Source organism: Actinokineospora auranticolor, assembly GCF_041897805.1.
Lineage (GTDB): Bacteria > Actinomycetota > Actinomycetes > Mycobacteriales > Pseudonocardiaceae > Actinokineospora > Actinokineospora auranticolor.
In genome coordinates this window covers 6,233,267-6,253,234 of the sequence record NZ_CP154825.1, presented here as the reverse complement: position 1 = coordinate 6,253,234, position 19,968 = coordinate 6,233,267, and the positions used below count along the sequence as shown (strand labels likewise).

21 protein-coding genes are annotated in these 19,968 nt (G+C 73.0%); 16 read left to right on the top strand and 5 right to left on the bottom strand.

Features of this window, described 5'->3' with window-relative positions; all coding sequences use genetic code 11:
* Positions 1-3 precede the first annotated feature (3 nt).
* From bioD to V5P93_RS27180, 4 genes are all read left to right on the top strand, one after another.
* Entirely contained in the window at positions 4-720 is a 717-nt protein-coding gene (gene bioD, locus V5P93_RS27195) for a dethiobiotin synthase (RefSeq protein WP_104479657.1), read from the top strand.
* Positions 721-830: 110 nt separating this feature from the next.
* The gene (gene bioB, locus V5P93_RS27190) at positions 831-1,856 is read left to right on the top strand and encodes a biotin synthase BioB (RefSeq protein ID WP_104479658.1); all 1,026 of its coding nucleotides are present in this window, start codon (positions 831-833) and stop codon (positions 1,854-1,856) included.
* A gap of 10 nt (positions 1,857-1,866) precedes the next feature.
* Complete coding sequence (locus V5P93_RS27185; RefSeq protein WP_104479659.1) at positions 1,867-2,070, top strand: hypothetical protein; 204 nt, start codon at positions 1,867-1,869, stop codon at positions 2,068-2,070.
* Positions 2,071-2,258: 188 nt separating this feature from the next.
* Complete coding sequence (locus V5P93_RS27180; protein WP_245931322.1) at positions 2,259-2,957, top strand: DUF2567 domain-containing protein; 699 nt, start codon at positions 2,259-2,261, stop codon at positions 2,955-2,957.
* A 43-nt stretch (positions 2,958-3,000) separates the two neighbouring features.
* On the opposite strand, the gene V5P93_RS27175 is transcribed toward V5P93_RS27180, so the two are convergent.
* Both V5P93_RS27175 and V5P93_RS27170 read right to left on the bottom strand, forming a co-directional pair.
* On the bottom strand, positions 3,001-3,681 hold the full coding sequence (locus V5P93_RS27175) for an LON peptidase substrate-binding domain-containing protein (protein WP_104479660.1): 681 nt from the start codon (positions 3,679-3,681) through the stop codon (positions 3,001-3,003).
* Between the two features lie 50 nt (positions 3,682-3,731).
* A complete protein-coding gene (locus V5P93_RS27170) occupies positions 3,732-4,442 on the bottom strand; it encodes an NUDIX domain-containing protein (protein WP_104479661.1) in 711 nt (236 codons plus the stop codon).
* 61 nt (positions 4,443-4,503) lie between these two features.
* Between V5P93_RS27170 and nadA the strand changes: the two genes are divergently transcribed.
* The 6 genes from nadA (at position 4,504) to trpA (ending at position 10,307) form a co-directional block, all read left to right on the top strand.
* A complete protein-coding gene (gene nadA / locus V5P93_RS27165; protein ID WP_104479662.1) occupies positions 4,504-5,511 on the top strand; it encodes a quinolinate synthase NadA in 1,008 nt (335 codons plus the stop codon).
* Positions 5,508-7,145: an L-aspartate oxidase gene (locus V5P93_RS27160; RefSeq protein ID WP_104479663.1), complete on the top strand. Its 1,638-nt coding sequence runs from the start codon at positions 5,508-5,510 to the stop codon at positions 7,143-7,145. Before nadA ends, V5P93_RS27160 begins: the two co-directional genes overlap by 4 nt.
* 14 nt (positions 7,146-7,159) lie before the next feature.
* Complete coding sequence (nadC, locus tag V5P93_RS27155) at positions 7,160-7,978, top strand: carboxylating nicotinate-nucleotide diphosphorylase (RefSeq protein ID WP_104479777.1); 819 nt, start codon at positions 7,160-7,162, stop codon at positions 7,976-7,978.
* A 44-nt stretch (positions 7,979-8,022) separates the two neighbouring features.
* On the top strand, positions 8,023-8,193 hold the full coding sequence (trpM, locus tag V5P93_RS27150; protein WP_181043528.1) for a tryptophan biosynthesis modulator TrpM: 171 nt from the start codon (positions 8,023-8,025) through the stop codon (positions 8,191-8,193).
* 93 nt (positions 8,194-8,286) lie between these two features.
* Complete coding sequence (trpB, locus tag V5P93_RS27145; protein ID WP_104479665.1) at positions 8,287-9,507, top strand: tryptophan synthase subunit beta; 1,221 nt, start codon at positions 8,287-8,289, stop codon at positions 9,505-9,507.
* Complete coding sequence (trpA, locus tag V5P93_RS27140; RefSeq protein WP_104479666.1) at positions 9,504-10,307, top strand: tryptophan synthase subunit alpha; 804 nt, start codon at positions 9,504-9,506, stop codon at positions 10,305-10,307. The genes trpB and trpA overlap by 4 nt, the downstream gene beginning before the upstream one ends.
* Positions 10,308-11,841: 1,534 nt before the next feature.
* On the opposite strand, the gene V5P93_RS27135 is transcribed toward trpA, so the two are convergent.
* Complete coding sequence (locus tag V5P93_RS27135) at positions 11,842-12,621, bottom strand: carbon-nitrogen hydrolase family protein (RefSeq protein ID WP_374065091.1); 780 nt, start codon at positions 12,619-12,621, stop codon at positions 11,842-11,844.
* 35 nt (positions 12,622-12,656) lie between these two features.
* On the opposite strand from V5P93_RS27135, the gene V5P93_RS27130 reads away from it, so the two are divergent.
* The 6 genes from V5P93_RS27130 (at position 12,657) to V5P93_RS27105 (ending at position 18,588) form a co-directional block, all read left to right on the top strand.
* On the top strand, positions 12,657-14,153 hold the full coding sequence (locus V5P93_RS27130; protein ID WP_181043529.1) for an ABC transporter substrate-binding protein: 1,497 nt from the start codon (positions 12,657-12,659) through the stop codon (positions 14,151-14,153).
* Positions 14,120-15,316 (top strand): aminotransferase class V-fold PLP-dependent enzyme, encoded by a 1,197-nt coding sequence (locus tag V5P93_RS27125; protein WP_104479668.1) that lies wholly within the window; start codon positions 14,120-14,122, stop codon positions 15,314-15,316. Before V5P93_RS27130 ends, V5P93_RS27125 begins: the two co-directional genes overlap by 34 nt.
* Before the next feature lie 73 nt (positions 15,317-15,389).
* Complete coding sequence (hisD, locus tag V5P93_RS27120; RefSeq protein ID WP_104479669.1) at positions 15,390-16,712, top strand: histidinol dehydrogenase; 1,323 nt, start codon at positions 15,390-15,392, stop codon at positions 16,710-16,712.
* Entirely contained in the window at positions 16,709-17,827 is a 1,119-nt protein-coding gene (locus V5P93_RS27115) for a histidinol-phosphate transaminase (RefSeq protein WP_104479670.1), read from the top strand. The genes hisD and V5P93_RS27115 overlap by 4 nt, the downstream gene beginning before the upstream one ends.
* Positions 17,824-18,426: an imidazoleglycerol-phosphate dehydratase HisB gene (gene hisB, locus V5P93_RS27110; protein WP_374065090.1), complete on the top strand. Its 603-nt coding sequence runs from the start codon at positions 17,824-17,826 to the stop codon at positions 18,424-18,426. The genes V5P93_RS27115 and hisB overlap by 4 nt, the downstream gene beginning before the upstream one ends.
* Positions 18,427-18,588, top strand: coding sequence for a hypothetical protein (locus V5P93_RS27105; RefSeq protein ID WP_181043530.1), 162 nt, complete (start codon positions 18,427-18,429; stop codon positions 18,586-18,588).
* Between the two features lie 294 nt (positions 18,589-18,882).
* Here V5P93_RS27105 and soxR read toward each other — a convergent pair whose 3' ends face one another.
* Positions 18,883-19,347 (bottom strand): redox-sensitive transcriptional activator SoxR, encoded by a 465-nt coding sequence (soxR, locus tag V5P93_RS27100; RefSeq protein ID WP_104479672.1) that lies wholly within the window; start codon positions 19,345-19,347, stop codon positions 18,883-18,885.
* Between the two features lie 22 nt (positions 19,348-19,369).
* The gene (locus V5P93_RS27095) at positions 19,370-19,915 is read right to left on the bottom strand and encodes an RNA 2'-phosphotransferase (protein ID WP_104479673.1); all 546 of its coding nucleotides are present in this window, start codon (positions 19,913-19,915) and stop codon (positions 19,370-19,372) included.
* Positions 19,916-19,968 lie beyond the last annotated feature (53 nt).

The window sequence follows — 19,968 nt, the reverse complement described above, 5'->3', positions numbered from 1 at the left end:
ACCGTGAGTGTCCTCGTGATCACCGGGACCGGCACCGGCGTCGGCAAGACCGTCGTCACCGCCGGGATCGCCGCGCTCGCCCTGGCCAGGGGACTGCGGGTGGCGGTGCTCAAACCCGCCCAGACCGGCGTCGCCGCCGGGGAACCCGGTGACCTGGCCGACGTCACCCGGCTCGCGGGCGGGGTGACCGCGCGCGAGCTGCGCCGCTTCCCCGACCCGCTGGCCCCCGACACCGCCGCGCGCCGGATCGGGATGCCGCCGGTGCGACCCAGCGAGGTGGCGGGCGCGGCCGTCGAGCTCGACCACACCCACGACCTGGTGCTCGTCGAGGGCGCGGGCGGCCTGCTGGTCCGCTTCGACCCCGACGGCGGCACCCTCGCCGACGTCGCCTGGGCGCTCAACGCCGAGGTCGTCGTCGTCGCCCGCGCGGGTCTGGGCACGCTCAACGACGTCGCCCTCACCGCCGAGGCGCTGCGCAGGCGCGGCGTCACCTGCGCCGGGCTGGTCGTCGGCGCCTGGCCCGCCGAGCCCGACCTGGCCGCCCGCTGCAACCTCGACGACCTGCCCGTGGTCGGCGGCGCCCCCGTGGTCGGCGCCTTCCCCGACGGCGCGGGCGGCTTACCCCGCGCCGAGTTCACCGAGGTCGCCCGCCGCTCCCTGGCCCCCGCCCTCGGCGGCGACTTCGACGCCAAGGACTTCGCCGACGCCCACCCCGCCTGACCCCCGAGCGTGAGATTCGTCGCTGATCGGCGCGCTGCTCATACGGCAGACTGACCCCGATCCGGTGACCCCGGGCATCGAGCACCACACGACCAGCAGGAGGAACGATCGTGACCGCAGCCGCCGAGCGAGCCACGACCACCGATGTGCTCGCGGTCGCGCGCGAGCAGGTGCTCGACCGCGGTGTCGGCCTCACCGAGGCGCAGGTGCTCGACGTGCTGCGGCTCGACGACGACCGCCTCGACGACCTGCTCGCCCTCGCGCACGAGGTGCGGGTGCGCTGGTGCGGTCCCGAGGTCGAGGTCGAGGGCATCGTCAGCCTCAAGACCGGCGGCTGCCCCGAGGACTGCCACTTCTGCTCCCAGTCCGGCCGGTTCCCCAGCCCCGTGCGCTCCGCGTGGCTGGACATCCCGGGCCTGGTCGAGGCCGCCCGCCAGACCGCGGCCACCGGCGCCACCGAGTTCTGCATCGTCGCCGCCGTGCGCGGCCCCGACGCCCGGCTGCTCTCCCAGGTCCGCGACGGCATCAAGGCCATCCGCGACTCCGGCAACGACATCCAGATCGCCTGCTCGCTGGGCATGCTCACCCAGGAGCAGGTCGACGAGCTGGTCGCGATGGGCGTGCACCGCTACAACCACAACCTCGAAACGGCCCGCTCGCACTTCCCGCAGGTGGTGACCACGCACTCCTGGGAGGAGCGCTGGGACACCCTGCGGATGGTGCGCGAGGCGGGCATGGAGGTCTGCTCCGGCGGCATCCTCGGCATGGGGGAGACCACCGAGCAGCGCGCCGAGTTCGCCGTCCAGCTCGCCGAGCTGGACCCGCACGAGGTGCCGATGAACTTCCTCATCCCGCAGCCGGGCACCCCGTACGAGCAGTACGAGCCGGTACCGGGCCGCGAGGCGCTGAAGCTGGTCGCCGCGTTCCGCCTCGCCATGCCGCGCACCATGCTGCGGTTCGCGGGCGGCCGCGAGCTGACCCTGGGCGACCTGGGCGCCGAGAAGGGCATGCTCGGCGGGGTCAACGCGATCATCGTCGGCAACTACCTGACCAACCTGGGCCGCCCCGCGCAGCAGGACCTCGACATGCTCGCCGACCTGAAGATGCCGATCAAGGCGCTCAGCGACACGCTGTAAAGGAGTTCGGGTGTTCTGCGTGCATTGCGGCCTGCCCGAGGCCGAGGGCGACCACCCCGGCTGCCGCGGCCCGCGCGCGGCCCTGGAGCCGCCGCGCTTCTGCCCGGACTGCGCCCGGCGCATGGTCGTGCAGGTGACCCCGGTCGGGTGGTCTGCCCGGTGCAGCAGGCACGGCGAGACGACCAGCGCGGGCACGCCGGCGCTGACGGAGTAGGCCCTGTTCATTTCCTCCCGCCACCCACCCCCACGTCCCCGCCCGGCATCGTTCCCGACCTGGCGTGCCCGCGGTTGCCGAGCCGCTGTGGCCGCGAGCACGAAGCTCCGGCACACGGGCTAGTCTCGCGGGAGCGGGCCGTGACGGTCCGACACCAACGGACAGGTCTGGCAGGCGGAGGTCACGGCGTGGCGGAACACCCGGTGCGGTCGCAGGACACCAGCGACGGCGCTCAAGGAACCGCCGCGGACCACGAGCACGCCCCCGCCGACCAGGGCACTCCGGGTGCGCAGACCGCGTGGGGGCGGCACCACGACGTGCCCGACCTCCCCGCCTACCCGGGCGCGGTCGACCCGTGGGCGTGGTCGCACCGGCCCGCGCGGGTCGCGGTGCGGCGCGACCTCATCCCGGCCGTCAGCGTGCTGTCCGCCGTCTCGGTGTTCGGCCTGGCCGTCGGCTGGCTGTGGTCCGCCCTCGCGCCGGGGATGCTGGTGCAGGTGGTGGACGAGGGCAAGCTCGCCGCCATCCGCACCGAGAGCTACCACCGCTTCGACGACCTCGTGCTGTTCATGCTGCTCGGTCTCGGCGCGGGCATCGTCACCGGCGCCGCCGTCTGGCTGCTGCGCGAACGCCGCGGCCCGGTGGTCTTCGTCGCCGCCGTCGTGGGTTCGGCCGTCGCCGCCTGGCTGGCCTACCAGGTCGGTCTGTCCTGGGCGGGGTCCCGCTTCCCGCTCCCGGACGCCCCCAAGCTCGGCGACGTCCTCGACCTCGCCCCCCGCCTGGAATCCGCCTGGGGTCTCATCGCCTGGCCCCTGGGCACGGCCATCGCCTACGGCCTTGCCGCTGCCTGGAACGGCCGCGACGACCTCGGCCGCCGCCTGGGCTAGTCCGTCCCGCCACCCGACCGGGTGGCGGGAAGGCGGAACCATCTCAGTTCATGCTGATGGGGGTGCTGAACTCCGAGGGCGGCGCCGGGACCGCGTGCAGCGCCGACAGGATCCCGGCCTCCCGGTTGAGCAGTTCGCCGACCAGGCGCAGCCGGTGCAGGGGACGGGTCTCCTCCAGCAGCCGCTGGCGGTCCTCCAGGCTCAGCAGGCAGTCCGCGGCCAGGGCGTGGGCCAGCTCGCACAGGGCCATGTCGGCCTCGGGCTCGCTCCAGTCCTCGGTCTGCCAGGCGGCCGTGCAGTAGCGCCGGTGGGCCGCGCGCGCGGCCTCGGCCAGCATCGACACCGAGTCGGCGGCCACCGTCGGCTGCTCGGCGTCGGGCACCCACTCGACCGTGCCCATCAGGTACGGCGCGGCGGTCGCGTCGACGTCCAGCAGCCGGAAGCGGCGCTCACCGGTGGTGACGATGTCGAAGCGCCCGTCCGGCAGCCGCTTGGCCTCGCGCAGCTCCGCCGAGCAGCCGATGGCGCACAGCTGGGACACGTCGGTCACCTCGTGGTCCATCGATGGCCGCAGCGCGACCACCCCGAACCGGCGCTCGGGCAGCGCGCCCGTCATCAGGTCGACGGTCAGCTGGCGGTAGCGCGGTTCGAAGACGTGCAACGGCAGGTTCGCCCCGGGGAGCAGCACCGCCCGTAGCGGGAACAGCGGAAGCGAATCGGCCACGCGACAACGCTACGACGAAGCGCCGACACCCGCTGCCCGATCCGCCGGGCTCAGGTCCCCGTTCCGCGCGGGCTGGGCGGCTTGAGCACCGCGAACGGGTCCGTGACGGCCATCGTGGCCTCCAGGAACCGGAACAGCGCCGCGGGCCGTCCGCCCGACCGACCGGGCCGCTCGGTCTCCCCGGTCGGCTCCAGCAGCCCCCGCCGGGACAGCACGCGCTGCAGGTTGGTGGCCGAGACCCGGTAGCCCAGCGCGGCCGAGTACAGCGACCGCAGCGCCGAGACGGTGAACACCGGGGGCGCGAGGGCGAAGCCGATGTTTGTGTAAGACAGCTTGGCGCGCAGCCGATTACGTGCCCGTAAGACGATCGCGCCGTGGTCGAACGCGGTCTCCGGCATGGCCGAGACCTCGTGCCACTCGGTGTCCGGCGGCAGCGCCGGGTCCAGGTGCGACGGCACCAGGCTGAGGAAGGCGGTGGCCACCACGCGGGGACCGGGCACCCGGTCCGGGGCGCTGAACACCGCGAGCTGCTCGACGTGCGCGACCTGCCGGACGTCGACCTTCTCGGCCAGCTGGCGGCGGATCGAGGCCTCCACGTCCTCGTCCGCGCGCAGCCGCCCGCCGGGCAGTGACCAGCGGTGCGCGTGCGGTTCCAACGCGCGCTCCCACAGCAGCACCCGCAGTGATCCCTGCCGCACTTGCAGCACCGCGGCCAGTACTTCGTGGACGAGCGGTGGTGTCCCGGTGGTAGCATCGGTCATGTTTTCGATCCTAAGGCGAAAACCTCCGGATCGGAAATCGGACAAACGAGGAGGACGACCCATGACCGCGGAAACGATCGACCTGACCCCGTTCACCGGGGTGGAGGCGAACGCCGCGTGGCGGGACGAGGTGCGCGCGCTCGCCGAGGAGCGCGACGCGGTGCTCTTGGCGCACAACTACCAGCTCCCGGAGATCCAGGACATCGCCCACCACACCGGTGACTCGCTCGCGCTGAGCCGGATCGCCGCGTCCAGCGACGCGTCGACGATCATCTTCTGCGGCGTGCACTTCATGGCCGAGACGGCGAAGATCCTGAGCCCGGAGAAGACCGTGCTGATCCCGGACGCGCGAGCGGGCTGCTCCCTCGCCGACTCGATCACCGGCGCGCAGCTTCGGGCGTGGAAGGCCGAGCACCCCGGCGCCGTCGTGGTGTCCTACGTCAACACCACCGCCGAGGTGAAGGCGGAGACCGACATCTGCTGCACGTCGTCCAACGCCGTCGACGTGGTGGCCTCGATCCCGGCCGACCGCGAGGTGCTGTTCCTGCCGGACCAGTTCCTCGGCGCGCACGTCAAGCGCGAGACCGGCCGCGAGAACCTGCACATCTGGGCGGGCGAGTGCCACGTGCACGCAGGCATCAACGGCCCCGAGCTGGCCGAGCGCGCCGCCGCGAACCCCGACGCCGACCTGTTCATCCACCCCGAGTGCGGCTGCGCCACCTCGGCGCTCTACCTCGCGGGGGAGGGCATCGTGGCGCAGGAGCGGGTGAAGATCCTCTCGACCGGCGACATGGTCACCCAGGCCCGCGCGACCAAGGCCAAGCAGGTGCTGGTGGCCACCGAGATCGGCATGATCCACCAGCTGCGCAAGGCCGCGCCGGACGTCGAGTTCAGCGCGGTGAACGACCGGGCGTCGTGCCGGTACATGAAGATGATCACCCCGGCGGCGCTGCTGCGGTCGCTGCGGGAGAACCGCGACGAGGTGCACGTGGACCCGGAGACCGCCGCGCGGGCCCGGGGCGCGGTGCAGCGGATGATCGAGATCGGCCAGCCCGGCGGTGGGGAATGACCGCCGCGACACCGATCCCGCGCTGGGAGGCGCGGGCGGACCTGCTGGTCGTCGGCACCGGGGTGGCCGGGCTGACGGCGGCGCTGCGGGCGCACGCGCTGGGCCTGCGGGTGCTGGTCGTGACCAAGGCCGCCGCCGAGGACGGCAACACCCGGTGGGCGCAGGGCGGCGTGGCCGTGGTGCTGCCGGGTGAGCACGACGAGGGCGATTCGGTCGACCGGCACATCGCCGACACCCTGGTCGCGGGCGCCGGGCTGTGCGACGAGGACGCGGTCCGCGCGATCATCGCCGACGGCCCCGCCGCCGTGACCCGGCTGCGCGAGCTGGGCGCCGAGTTCGACCGGGGCGCGTCGGGCGGCTTGGCGCGCACCCGCGAGGGGGGCCACACGGCGTTCCGCGTGGTGCACGCGGGCGGCGACGCGACCGGCGCGGAGGTCGAGCGGGCGCTGCTCGCCGCCACCCGCGACGGCCGGGTGCCGGTGCTGGAGAACCACGTCGCCGTGCAGGCGCTGAAGACGCCGCTGGGCGCGGTGGCCGGGCTGCACGTGCTGGACCCGGACGGCGTGCCGGGCGTGCTGACCGCGTCCGCCGTGCTGCTGGCCACGGGCGGGCTGGGGCAGCTGTACCAGGCGACGTCGAACCCGGAGGTCGCGACCGGCGACGGGCTCGCGCTCGCGCTGCGGGCCGGGGCGCCGGTGGCCGACGTCGAGTTCGTCCAGTTCCACCCGACGGTGCTCTACACCGGCCAGGGCGCGCGCGGGCGGTGCCCGCTGGTGACCGAGGCGGTGCGCGGCGAGGGTGCGGTGCTGGTCGACGCGACCGGTGCGCGGGTCATGGCGGGTGTGCACCCGCTGGCGGACCTGGCGCCGCGCGACGTGGTGTCCGCCGCGATCACCCGGCACATGGCCCTGGGGCGCGGGGGGATCGACGACCACGTGCTCCTCGACGCGACCCACCTGGACGCCGCGACCTTCCGGACCCGGTTCCCGACGGTGTACGCGGCCTGCCTGGCGGCGGGCGTGGACCCGGTGGTGGAGCCGATCCCGGTGGCGCCCGCCGCGCACTTCGCGTGCGGCGGCGTCGTGTCCGATGTGGACGGTCGGACGCCGGTGGCCGGGCTGTACGCGGCCGGGGAGGTCGCGAGCACGGGGCTGCACGGGGCGAACCGGTTGGCGTCCAACAGCTTGCTGGAGGGGCTGGTCGTGGGGACGCGGGCGGCGGAAGCCGTCGCGGCGGACCTGGCGGCGGGTCGGCTGGCCGATCCCCGGTCGGCCGTGGTGACCTCGCTGCCGGTGGCGCCGGTCGCGGAGCGGGACTCGGTGCAGCGCGTGATGAGCCGGTACGCGGCGATCGGCCGGGAGGCCGAGGGGCTGGCGGTGGTCGGCTCGGTGCTCGACGTGTCCGCTGTGGACCGGGTGCTGGCGTCGCGGGAGCTGGTCGAGGACGCGGCGCTGACGCTGGTGAGCCGGGCGTTGATCGCCGCGGCGTCGGCGCGCGAGGAGAGCCGTGGTTGTCATGTGCGCACGGACTTCCCGGAGAAGGACGCGGCGTGGGCGCGGAGCCAGTGGGTCCGGCTCACGCCGTCGGGTCAGCCGGTGCTCGGCGCCCTGACCGCCCTGCGGGGTGCGGCGTGATCGACCGGGAGGACATGGCCCGCGCGGTCGCCACCGCGCTGGCGGAAGACCTGCGGTACGGACCCGACGCGACCACCGACGCGACCGTCCCGGAAGACGCGGTGGCGGTGGCGGAGCTGACCCCCCGGCGCGCCGGTGTGGTGTCCGGCGTGCCGGTCGCCTTGGCGGTGTTCACGGAAGTCGTGCCGGACCTGACGGTTTTGTCCTCTGTGGACGACGCGGGCGCGGCGGTCGTGGGACAGCCGGTGTTGGTGGTGCGCGGGAACACCCGAGCGCTGCTGACGGCCGAGCGCACGGCCCTGAACTTCCTCTGCCACCTGTCCGGCGTGGCGACAGCCACCGCGGCTTGGGTTTCCGCGGTCGAGGGCACGGGCGCGGCGGTCCGGGACTCCCGGAAAACGTTGCCCGGCCTGCGGTTGCTGGAGAAGTACGCGGTCCGGTGCGGCGGCGGCGTGAACCACCGCCTCGGTCTCGGCGACGCGGTGCTGATCAAGGACAACCACGTCGTCGCCGCCGGTTCCGTGACGGCCGCGCTGAAGGCGGCCCGCGCCCTGGCACCGGCGTTGGAGTGCGAGGTGGAGGTCGACACCCTCGACCAGTTGGACGAGGCGTTGGCCGCCGAGGCCGAACTGGTGCTGCTGGACAACTTCACCGTCGCCGACTGCGCGGAAGCCGTCCGCCGCGCGACCGGTTCCGGGACGCGTTTGGAGGCGTCCGGCGGTTTGACGCTGGACGTCGCCCGGACCTATGCGGAGACCGGTGTCGATTACCTGGCCGTGGGCGGTCTCACGCATTCCTCGCCCGCGCTGGACCTCGGAATGGATTTGCGCTGATTTCTCGTTGTGCCGTGGCGGTGGATTCGGATAAGCTCCACTCCGTGTCCATCGCCACGCGCCTCGCTCCCGGCTGCCGCCCCCGCGGCTGCCGCGCGCCCGCGCGCCTGGTGCGGGGGCGTCGGGTCCGGTACGTGATCGGCGCCGAGGCGGGGCAGGTCAACGGCATGCGATGGCGGCTGTCCCGCGCGCCGGGCGTCGTCTCCCAGGGGTAGTTCGCCCCTTTCTTTCGGCATTCTCGCGCGCTTTCGATCACCATCGACCGTGCGACCGGAGCCGACCGCTCCGGGGTTGGAGCATGCCGAAAAATGTTCGACCATTCATTCTTCCCCGCCGCGAAACACGGTCCGACCGCCGACGGCTATTTCGGCGAATTCGGCGGCAAGTTCATCCCGGAGGCGCTCACCGCCGCCGTGGACGAGGTCGCCGCCGAGTACGAACGGGCCAAGGTGGACCCCGCGTTCACCACGGAGTTCGAGCACCTGCTCGCGCACTACGCGGGCCGCCCGACCGCGCTCACCGAGGTACCCCGCTTCGCCGAGCGCGCGGGCGGCGCGCGGGTCTTCCTCAAGCGCGAGGACCTCAACCACACCGGCTCCCACAAGATCAGCAACGTGCTGGGCCAGGTGCTGCTGACCAAGCGGATGGGCAAGTCGCGGGTCATCGCCGAGACCGGCGCGGGCTCGCACGGCGTGGCGACCGCGACCGCCGCCGCCCTGATGGGCCTGGAGTGCGTGGTCTACATGGGCGAGGTCGACATGGCCCGCCAAGCCCTCAACGTCGCGCGCATGGAACTGCTCGGCGCCACGGTCATCCCGGTCAAGTCCGGTTCCCGCACCCTCAAGGACGCCATCAACGAGACCTTCCGCGACTGGGTGGCCAACGTCGAGACCACGCACTACGTCTTCGGCACCGTCGCGGGCCCGCACCCGTTCCCCGCCATGATCCGCGACTTCCAACGCGTCATCGGCGTCGAGGCCCGCACCCAACTCCTCGACCGCACCGGCCGCCAACCGGACGCCATCATCGCCTGCGTCGGTGGCGGCTCCAACGCGATCGGCCTGTTCCACCCCTTCCTCGACACGACCGCCCGCCTGATCGGCTGCGAGGCCGCCGGTCACGGCCTCACCACCGACAAGCACGCCGCGTCCCTATCTGCGGGCGAACCAGGCATCCTGCACGGCTCCCGTTCCTATGTCCTACAAGACGACGAGGGCCAGATCACCGAGGCCCACTCCATCTCGGCGGGCCTGGACTACCCGGGCATCGGCCCGGAGCACGCCCACCTGCACACCACCGGCCGCGCCGAGTACCGCCCCGTCACCGACACCGCCGCCATGCGCGCGTTCCGGTTGTTGGCCGTCACCGAGGGCATCATCCCCGCGATCGAGAGCGCGCACGCCCTCGCCGGTGCCTTGGAGGTCGGCGCCGAACTGGGACCTGACGGCCTGCTGCTGGTCAGCCTGTCCGGCCGGGGTGACAAGGACATGGACACCGCCACCCGCTACTTCTCCGGAGCCACCGCATGACCGGCAACCTCGACCTGCTCACCGCCACCCTCGCCAAGACCCGCGCCGAGGGCCGCGCCGCCCTGATCGGCGGCCTCCCCGCAGGCTTCCCCACGGTCGACGGCGGCGTCACCGCTCTGCGCGCGATCCTCGACAGCGGCGCCGACATCATCGAAGTCGGCCTACCCCACAGCGACCCGATCCTCGACGGCCCGGTGATCCAAACCGCCGTCGACCAGGCCCTCCGCGACGGCACCCGAATCGCCGACGTCCTCCACACCGTCCGGGAAACCCATGCGGCCACCGGCAAACCCGTGCTGGTGATGTCCTATTGGAACCCCATCGACCGCTACGGCGTGGCCCGCTTCTGCGCCGAACTGGCCGAAGCGGGCGGCGCGGGGTGCATCCTCCCGGACCTGCCCGTCCAGGAGTCCGCCCATTGGCGAGAACACGCGACCGCCCACCACCTGGCCACGGTGTTCGTTGTCGCCCCCAGCAACACAGACGCCCGCCTGCGTGAGGTGACGGCCGCGACCACCGGCTTCGTCTACGCCTCGGCCCTGATGGGCGTCACCGGCGCCCGCCCCACCCTCAGCACCTCGGCGGCCACCCTCGTCGAGCGCCTCCGCCGCGGCACGGACCTCCCGATCTGCGTCGGCATCGGCATCTCGACCCCGGCCCAAGCCGCCCAGGCCGCCACCTTCGCCGACGGCGTCATCGTCGCCTCCGCCCTGGTCCAAACCCTCCTGGACACCCCCACCGACCCCACCGCCCCACGCCGACTCACCACCGCGCTGGCCACCGCCCTCCACCAAACCTGACGCCTGCCCACCCGCGAATCCTCGCTTGATCACGAGTTGTCCACATGCCCCAGAGGGCTATTCAAAAGTTGATCTCCCCCGAAAAGGGGAACGGCCCCAGCCGGTAAGGTCGGGTTCCTCTCACGGAATCCGACCTGGCGGGTGGGGCCGTTGCGATATCAGTCCGCTACAGGGCTTGATCGTTGATATTGGCCCGCCAGAACATGAGCCACACGGTCGCGGCTGACCTCGTCGGCGTGAGTCAATCCACCGTCTCGCGCGTCTTCCGCCGGTTCCTTCCACTGATCGGCCAGGCGTCATGCCTTCACGTCCCGCTATTTCCCGGCGTGCTGACCGGCCGCGTAGGGGGCATCGACGGCACCCCGCTCCCCACCGGCGACCGCGCGGGTCACCGGGACGACCACTTCGGCACATGGCGCCGATCCGGACTGAACGTCCAGGTCGTATCCGGCCTCGAGGGACAACTCCTCGCAGTCTCCATGCCAACCAAGGGATCACCCACGACCGAAGAGCATTCACGATCACCAGCTGGGAGGACACCCTCGCCGACCACGACATACTCGGCGACAAGGCCTATCGCGGCCCGGGCGTGATCGCGCCCATCCAGAAACCGTGTCGAGGCGACTCCTCGCCCGGCGACATCGACCACAACCACAACCACTCGGCCAGACGAGCTGCGGTCGAATGATGCATCGCCCACCTCACACACTGGAAAATGATCTCCAGCCGATACGGAGGGCCCTATCGGGAGTTCCCCGCGATCATTCGGATCATTACAACGCTCGAGTTCTATCGACTCGGCTGGTAGGCCGTATGAATAGCGCTCCCGATCCCATCAACAGGATTTCGCCTGCCCTTCCCCGCTGCCCCAGCGTCGATGGACTGGAGCAGGGCTGTCCCCCCCAAGAGGAGGGCGGGGGCTGTCCTGGGTCTGGGCGGGGTGTGCAAAAAGTTTGCCGGCCACTCGTCGGACATGTTCTCGCGCTGTCCCTGGACGGGGTGGTGTTCGAGCCTGCCGGTGTGGAGGTCGCGCGGCACCGGCGAAGTCGGGCGTGTTGGCGCCGATCTCGTGGATCGCTTACCTGCCGCAGAGTGCCCGACGTTGTCGGCCCCGCTCGACCCGGCCAAGCTGCTCTCGCCCGCTCAACCCCGCGACCTCACAACTCCCCCACCCGACCAAACCGCATGCGCCCACCCACCACGCCGACCCCGAAGGTTGGCGGACTTCGGCAACCTCGTCCGGCCAAGCTGTTCTCGCCCCGCCGACCCACCACCGCGCTGGCCGCTGCACTGCCCAAGGTCTCTCCCCGGCCCGCGCGCGGTTCTCGGCACGACCGCGAGTTGTCCACATAGGCCGAGCCGGTCCACAGGACTTCGGCGTCCCTTCCGATGCGGCCCGGTGCCGATAGGCTGGAGCGGGGCAGACCACCCCAAGGGAAGGGCGGGGGCGCGTTCCCGACTCTTGGTGGACGAGCGATGCGACGGTGGTCGTGGCTTGCCTGGTGCGCGCACCAGGCAAGCCACGACCAGGCCCTCACAGCCGCCGGTTGGCCAACACCGGGATCACCTTCCGCGTCTCCTCGACCGTCTCCGCGTCGATGTCCACCACAACCACCCCCGGCGCACCCGCCAGCTGCGCCACGACCTCCCCCTTCGGCCCGGCCACCGTGCTGTACCCGATCCCCAACGGCGTGTTCCCCGCCACCGGCCCAGGATCCGCCTGCCCCGCCGCCAACACCCACGACGTCGAATCCAACGCCCGGGCCCGCACCAGCAACTCCCACTGCTCCCGCTTCCCCGGCCCCGCCCCCCACGACGCCCCCAGCAGCACCCCCACCGCCCCCGCGTCCGCCAACGCCCGGAACAGCTCCGGGAACCGCACGTCGTAGCAAGTCGCCAACCCCAGCGTCAGCCCGTCCACCGTCACCGTCACCGGCGACGACCCCGCCGCGACCGTCCGCGACTCCGCGAAGCCGAACGCGTCGAACAGGTGGATCTTCCGGTACCCGACGTGCTGGCCCCGCCCCGTCGCCAGCAGCGTGTTGTAGACCCGGCCATCCTCCGCGGGGGTGAACATGCCCGCGACGACCAGCACCCCCGTCTCCTCCGCGATCTCCCGCACCGCCGAGGCCCACGGCCCGTCCAGCGGTTCCGCCAGCGGCCCCAGCGGAACGCTGAACGAGGCCATCGTCGCCTCCGGGAACAGCGCCACCGCCGCGCCGCGGTCCGCCGCGTCGCGGGCGCCCGCGCGGACCAGGTCGAGGTTGGCCGCGGGGTCCGGGGTGGAACTGATCTGACACAGCGCTACTCGCACGGTCGCTCCCTCGTCATCCACTACTGTCGGGTCTCGTGCCGATCCTGCCGCGTCGAACCGGTGTCGTCCTCTGCCTGGTGGCGGTTCTCGGGCTGGCGCTCGCCTGCACGGCCGACCCGCCACCGCCCGCGTCCGGGGACCCGGCCGGGACCTCGCTGGTCATCGGTGTCGCCCAGGAGCCCGCGAGCCTCGACCCGGTGCGCGGGTACGCGCTCAACGGCGCGGCCAAGGTCTTCGACGGGCTGGTCGAGCACCAGCCGGTCGGCACGCTGCGGCCCGCGTTGGCCACGGGGCTGCCCGTCCCGTCGGCCGACGGGAAGTCGTGGACCGCGCGGCTGCGCACCGACGTCTCCTACACCGACGGCAGCGCCTTCGACTCGGCCGACGTCGTCGCCGCCTACCAGCGGGTCATCGCCGACTCGCCGCTCAAGGCGCGGTTCTGGATGCTCGACGGGGTCAAGGCCGTCGACCAGGCCACCGTCCGCTTCGACCTGAACACCCCGTGCGCCTACTTCCCCGACCTGCTCGTCCTCGGCATCCCCTCGGCGGGCACCCCGGACAAGCTCGTCGGCACCGGCCCCTACCAGGTGTCCGACTGGCAGCGGGGCAAGCGCCTGGTGCTCACCGCCAACAAGGCCTACTTCGGCACCCGCCCCGCCATCACCACCGTCACCGTCGAGTTCATCCCCGACGACGAGGTCCGCGCCCAGCGCCTGCGCGACGGCAAGCTCGACGGCACCGCGCTGCCCGCCCGGCTGGCCGCCGACTTCGCCAAGACCGACGGCCTCGCCGTGGTCAACCACAGCAGCGCCGACCTGCGCGCGGTCACCTTCGCGGCCACCGGGCCCACCGCCGACCCGGCCGTGCGCCTCGCCCTCAACCTCGCCGTCGACCGCCAGGACCTGGTCGAGCAGGTCCTGGCGGGCAAGGGCAAGCCCGCGTCGCTGCCGGTGCCGCCGACCCTCGCCGAGTTCGTCGAGCCCGGCGCCGACATCGGCTACGACCCCGCCCGCGCCGCCACCGTCCTCGACGCCGCGGGCTGGGTCGCGGGCGCCGACGGGATCCGCGCCAAGGCGGGGGAGCGGGCCGCGGTCGCCGTCGGCTACCGCGTCGCCGACGTCACCTCCCGCGACCTGGTCGCCGCGTTCGCCGCCACGGCCAAGAAGGTCGGCGTCGAGGTCACCGCGAACCCGACCGCCGAGGTCGACCCCGCCACGCCCCACCTGGTCGCCTTCGGCGACCCGTTCGACCCCGACCCCGCGCTGCACCCCTTGCTGCACCCGGCGGGCGGCACCATCGCCGCCAACCTCGACGCCGCCCGCGCCACCACCGACCCGGCCCAGCGCGCCGTCGCGTTCCGCGCGCTGGAACGGGCGTACGCGACCGCGCCGACCATGGTCGTGCTCGCCGCGCCCGACCATAGCTACGTCATGCGCGAGAACTGGAACGGATACCAGCCCGTGGTCGACGCCGCGGGCACCGACTACACCTGGGGGCCGTGGTGGAACCTGCAAGCCTGGACGCCCAACTGATCGACGCCGCCGCGGCCCAGGGCGACACCCCCGCCGCCGGGCGGGTGTTCCTGGACAGCGCCGGGTCGTCGCTGCCGCCGTCGGCCGTGGTGGACGCCGTGGTCGGGCACCTGCGGCGCGAGGCCGAGATCGGCGGCTACCGGGCCGCCGCCGAGCGGCGCGACGACCTGGAGGCCGGGTACGGCCTGCTCGCCGACTTCCTCGGCTGCGCCCCCGACGAGGTCGCGTTCACCGACAGCGCCACCCGCTCCTGGCTGTCCCTGCTCGACGCGATCCCGCTCGGCCCCGGCGACCGCGTGCTCACCACCGAGGCCGAGTACGGCGGCAACGCCATCCCGTTGCTGCGCGTGGCCGACCAGGCGGGCTTCAGCGTCGAACCCGTCCCTTCCGGACCGGACGGTTCGATCGACCTCGACGCGCTGCGCGGCGCGCTCGACGAGCGGGTCAGGCTCGTCTCGCTCGTGCACGTGCCCACCAACGGCGGCCTGGTCAACCCGGTCGCCGAGGTCGCCGCCGCCGCGCACGGGGTCGGGGCGCTCGTGCTGCTCGACGCGTGCCAGTCGTTCGGCCAGCTGCCCCTCTCGCTGGCGGGCACCGGCGTCGACATGATCACCGCGACCGGCCGCAAGTGGCTGCGCGGACCCCGCGGCACCGGCGTGCTGGCCGTGCGGCGGGACGTCCTGGCGCGGCTGCGACCCCGGCTGGTCGACCTGCGCGGCGCGGTCTGGACGGGGTTGCGCGAGGTCGAGCTCCGCGCCGACGCGCGGGTGCTGGAGCTGTGGGAGCACAGCGTCGCCGACCGGCTCGGGCTGCTCGCCGCCGTCCGCTACGCGTCCGACCTGGGGGTCGATCGGATCGCCGCGTCGGTCGGCGACCGGGCGGCGCGGCTGCGGGCGGGGCTCGCCGAGGTCCCCGGGGTGACCGTGCGGGACATCGGGGCCCAGCGCTGCGGGTTGGTCAGCTTCACCGTCGACGGCCGGTCCGCGGAGCACGTACGTGACGCACTGGCCGACCGGGACGTCACGGTGACGGTCAGCTCCCTGCCCTCGACCCGCTACGACATGACCCGCCGGGCGCTGCCGCAGGTGGTGCGGGCCTCGCCGCACTACTTCGTCTCCCACGCCCAGATCGACACCGCGGTGGGCGCCGTCGCGGACCTGTGACCTGCGGTACCACCTCGGTCCACGCATTCGCGCTACGCATATTCTGGTGCGGTTCACCCGTGGAAAGGACCACATGCTCACCCGCACCGACCTGCGATCGAACGTCCCGTCGCCCGCCGAGCTGCGCGCCGCGCTGCCGCGGGCCGAGGTCGACGTGGACGCGGTGCTGCATCGGGTCCGGCCGATCGTGGACGACGTGCGGGCGCGGGGTGTCGAGGCCGTCCTGGAGTACACCGAGCGCTTCGACGGCGTCCGGCCCGCCTCCGTGCGGGTGCCCGTGGCCGAGCTGGCCGCCGCGCTCGCCGCGCTGGCCCCCGAGGTGCGGGCCGCGCTGGAGGAGTCCATCGCGCGGGCCCGGCGGGTGCACGACGACCAGCGGCGCGTCGACAAGACCACCCAGGTCGTGCCCGGCGGCACGGTCACCGAGCGCTGGGTGCCGGTCGCCCGCGTCGGCCTGTACGCGCCGGGCGGGCTCGCGGTGTACCCGTCGAGCGTGGTCATGAACGTGGTGCCCGCCCAGGCCGCGGGCGTCGAGTCGCTGGTGGTGTGCTCGCCGCCGCAGGCCGAGTTCGGCGGCAGGCCGCACCCGAGCATCCTGGCCGCCGCCGCGCTGCTCGGCGTCGACGAGGTGTGGGCCGTCGGCGGCGCGCAGGCCGCCGCGATCCTGGCCCATGGCGGCACCGACACCGACGGCGCCGCGCTCGACCCGGTCGACATGATCACCGGACCGGGCAACATCTACCTCACCGCCGCCAAGCGCCTGCTGCGCGGGCTGATCGGCATCGACTCCGAGGCCGGGCCGACCGAGATCGCCATCCTCGCCGACGCCACCGCCGACCCGGTGCACGTCGCCGCCGACCTGATCAGCCAGGCCGAGCACGACACGCTGGCGGCCAGCGTCCTGGTCACCGACTCGGTCGAGCTGGCCGACGCGGTCGACGCCGAGCTGGTCCGCCAGGTCGCGGCCACCAAGCACAGCGAGCGGGTCGCGACGGCGTTGTCCGGCAAGCAGTCCGGCACCGTGCTGGTGTCCTCTGTGGACGACGGACTGCGGGTCGTGGACGCCTACGCGGCCGAGCACCTGGAGATCCAGACGGCCGACGCGCGCGCGGTCGCGGCCCGGGTCCGCAACGCGGGCGCGGTGTTCGTCGGCGCGCACTCGCCGGTGTCGCTGGGCGACTACTGCGCGGGCTCCAACCACGTCCTGCCGACCGGCGGCTGCGCGCGGCACTCGTCGGGGCTGTCGGTGCAGACGTTCCTGCGCGGCATCCACGTCGTCGACTACAGCGAGGACGCGCTGCGCGAGGTCGCCGGGCACGTCGTCGCGCTGGCGAACGCGGAAGACCTGCCCGCGCACGGCCAGGCCGTCACCGCGCGCTTCCGGGACGGCGCGTGAGCGCCCCGGGGGAGCGGGCGGTGCTCTCGGACCTGCCGCTGCGCGAGGACCTGCGCGGACGCACGCCTTATGGCGCGCCGCAGCTGGACGTGCCGTACCAGCTCAACACGAACGAGAACCCGTACCCGCCGCCCGCCGAGCTGGTCGACGACATCGCGGCCGCGGTCGCGGAGGTCGCCGGGACGCTGCACCGCTACCCCGACCGGGACGCGGTGGCGCTGCGGACGGACCTGGCCGCGTACCTCTCCGGCGCGACTGGCACGCCGCTGACGGTGGCGAACCTGTGGGCCGCCAACGGGTCCAACGAGATCCTCCAGCAGATCCTGCAGGCCTTCGGCGGGCCGGGGCGGACGGCGCTGGGCTTCGAGCCGTCGTACTCGATGCACCCGATCATCGCGGCGGGCACCCGGACCGAGTGGGCGCCGACGCCGCGGCGCGCGGACTTCTCCCTCGACGTCGCGGCCGCCGTCGAGGTGCTGGCGTCGCGGCAGCCGGACGTGGTGTTCGTGACCAGCCCCAACAACCCGACGGGGCAGTCGATCCCGCTCGACGACCTGCGCGCGCTGGTCGCCGCGGCGCCGGGGATCGTGGTGGTCGACGAGGCGTACGCGGAGTTCTCCCCGCAGGAGAGCGCGGTGCGCCTGATCGACGAGTTCCCGACCCGGGTCATCGTGAGCCGGACGATGAGCAAGGCGTTCGCGTTCGCGGGCGGGCGGCTGGGGTACCTGGCGGCGGCACCGGCCGTCGTGGACGCCCTGCTGCTGGTGCGGCTGCCGTACCACCTCTCGGCGCTGACCCAGGCCGCGGCGCGCGCGGCGCTGCGGCACGCCGCGGGGACGCTGGCGTCGGTGCACGCGCTGGCGGCCGAGCGCGACCGGGTGGCGCAAGCGCTTGCCGGGCTGGGGTACGCGGTCGTGCCGAGCGACGCCAACTTCATCCTCTTCGGACACTTCGCCGACCCCCGGGCCGCCTGGCAGTCCTTTTTGGACGAAGGCGTGCTGATCCGGGACGTTGGCATCCCGGGGCACCTGCGGGTTACCGTGGGCACCCCGGCCGAGAACGACGCGTTCCTCGCCGCGGCGAAGCGCGACACAGCATGGGGGAACGGGCAGTGAGCAACCGAGTCGGCCGCGTCGAGCGGATCACCAGCGAGTCGTCCGTGGTCGTGGAGATCGACCTCGACGGCTCCGGCAAGGTGGAGATCGCCACCGGCGTCCCGTTCTACGACCACATGCTCACCGCCTTCGGCACGCACGGCGCCTTCGACCTGGTGGTCCGGGCGACCGGCGACGTCGACATCGACGCGCACCACACGGTCGAGGACGTCGCCATCGTCCTGGGCCAGGCGCTGCGCGAGGCGCTGGGCGACAAGAAGGGCATCCGCCGCTTCGGCGACGCCTGGATCCCGATGGACGAGACGCTGGCGCACGCGGCCGTGGACGCGTCGGGTCGGCCGTACTGCGTGCACGTGGGCGAGCCGGACGTGATGACGGGTTTCGTGGTGGGCAACAACTACCCCACGGTGCTGAACCGGCACGTCTTCGAGTCCATCGCCTTCCACGCGCAGTTGGCGCTGCACCTGCGGGTGATCCACGGCCGGGACCCGCACCACATCACGGAGGCCGAGTACAAGGCCTTCGCCCGCGCCCTGCGCGCGGCCGTCGAACCGGACCCCCGGATCGGCGGCATCCCCTCGACGAAGGGCGTGCTGTAAGTGCCGAAGGAAGCGCTGACCATCGGCCTGATCGCCCTCGCGGGCATCCTCGTCGGCGGCGTGTACTCGACGTGGAAGACGGCCAAGCTGATGGCCGGGATCCTGCTGGTCCTGGCCCTGCTGGCGGCGGGCGGCGCCGTGGCCTGGTACGTGTCCTCCTGACCCACCCCTCCTGATCCGACGCGATGGCTCGGGCACCGCGGTGTCCCGAGCCACCGTTTCGCTGCTTGCTTTCCACTAGCGACTATTCGCTATCAAGATAATGTGTATTGGCTGGTCATCGTGGTCGCGGTGACGGGGGTGGGCCGAGGTGGCGCGATGGGGAGAGTGGGTGCGGCTGGGCGGGGCGCAAGCACGCCAGGACGGGGCGGGGCGCACCAGGACGGGGCAGGCCGCGCGCACCAGGACGGAAGGCGGACTTCGCGGCGGGGCGGGTCGAGAGGCCCGGGCCGGGACCTACTCGATGCCGCCCTCGGTGGCAGCCTTCAGCCGGGGCGCGCCCGGGCCGAAGTAGGACATCCGGTCGTCGACGTTGACCAGCAGGCAGCTCTTCAGCGACAGGCACCCGCAGCCGATGCAGGACGTCAGGTTGTCGCGCAGCCGCTGGAGCGAGTCGATGCGGGCGTCGAGTTCGGTGCGCCAGGCCTTGGACAGCCGCGACCAGTCGACCTTCGTCGGGGTGCGGCGCTCGGGCAGCGTCTCCAGCGCGTCGTGGATCTCCTCGAGGGTGAGCCCGACGCGCTGGGCGGTGCGGATGAAGGCCAGCCGCCGCAGGACGGCCCGGGGGTAGCGTCGCTGGTTGCCCGCCGTGCGCTCGGAGGTGATCAGGCCGCGCTCCTCGTAGAAGCGCAGGGCCGTGTGCGGGACGCCGCTGCGGTCGGCCACCTCGCCGATGGTCAGCGTTTCGGGCAGTTTGGACACCTGGTCGAGCCTACCGGCGACCTCAAGGTAGGTCGAGGTAACCGGGCGGCACGTGCGCGCACAGCCAGACACCGTTCGCACTGAGGTGGAACACGTGCCCGTCGGTCGCCATCCGACCGGCCTGCACGCTCAGCACGACGGGCTTCCCACGCCGGGCCCCGACGTTGACCGCCGTGTCGTAGGCCGCTGACAGGTGCACCGCGTGCCGCCGCATCGGCCGCAGACCCTCCGCCCGGATCGCGGGGAGCACGGCGGCCACCGTGCCGTGGTAGAGCACCTCGGGCGGACTGGCCTCGGGCAGCCCGAGCTCCACCTCGACGCTGTGCCCCTGGCTGGCCCGGATGCGGGTCCCGGTCTCGTCGAAGGCGTAGCGGGACTTGTTGTTCTCCGCCACGACCCGCTCGAGCAGCGCCCGGTCCATCCGGGTGCCGTGCCGGGCCAGCGCGGCGAGCAGGTCGTCGACGGGCACCCAGCCCGCCGGGTCGAGCGTGACGCCGACGCTGCCCGGGTCGTGGCGCAGCACCTTGGCGAGCCTCTTCGAGAGGCTGATGATCTTCTTGTCTTCCATGTCCGGTTCAGTCAACCAGCCGGCCTGCCCACCCCGGAAGCGATTTCCGCCGA